General features: G+C 44.7%; 1 protein-coding gene. It reads left to right on the top strand.

Annotated features, from left to right (window positions below):
* Positions 1–25: 25 nt before the first annotated feature.
* Positions 26–546, top strand: a 521-nt coding sequence (locus IEY78_RS35450; protein WP_229700353.1) for a dihydroxy-acid dehydratase domain-containing protein, incomplete at its 3' end; no start/stop codon positions are given.

The following is a 546-nucleotide window of genomic DNA, read 5'->3' as shown; positions in this document are numbered from 1 at the left end:
GAGCGTCGCTAGTGGGGTGCCAGCGATGTGTGATGGTATCACGCAAGGTTATGATGGCATGGAATTGAGCTTATTCAGTAGAGATGTGATCGCCTTAAGCACCGCCGTGGGATTAAGCCATAATGTTTTTGACGGGGCGTTTTTTTTGGGCGTGTGCGATAAAATCGTGCCAGGCTTACTCATAGGAGCGTTAAGCTTTGGGAATTTAGCGAGCGTGTTTGTGCCAAGCGGGCCTATGGTGAGCGGGATAGAAAATTATAAAAAAGCCAAAGCGCGCCAAGATTTTGCAATGGGAAAGATCAACAGAGAAGAGCTTTTAAGAGTGGAAATGCAAAGCTATCATGATGTGGGCACTTGCACTTTTTATGGCACGGCTAATTCTAATCAAATGATGATGGAGTTTATGGGGTTGCATGTGGCTAATTCTAGTTTTATCAACCCTAACAACCCCTTACGGAAGGTTTTAGTAGAAGAGAGCGCGAAAAGATTAGCGAGCGGAGAAGTTCTGCCCTTAGCCAAACTCATTGATGAAAAAAGCATTCTTAA

The sequence above is a fragment of the Streptomyces kronopolitis genome, from assembly GCF_014646275.1.
In the GTDB taxonomy this organism is placed as follows: Bacteria; Actinomycetota; Actinomycetes; order Streptomycetales; family Streptomycetaceae; genus Streptomyces; species Streptomyces kronopolitis.
The sequence above is the reverse complement of the archived record's forward strand: the minus strand, read 5'-3'. Positions and strand labels throughout refer to the sequence as shown.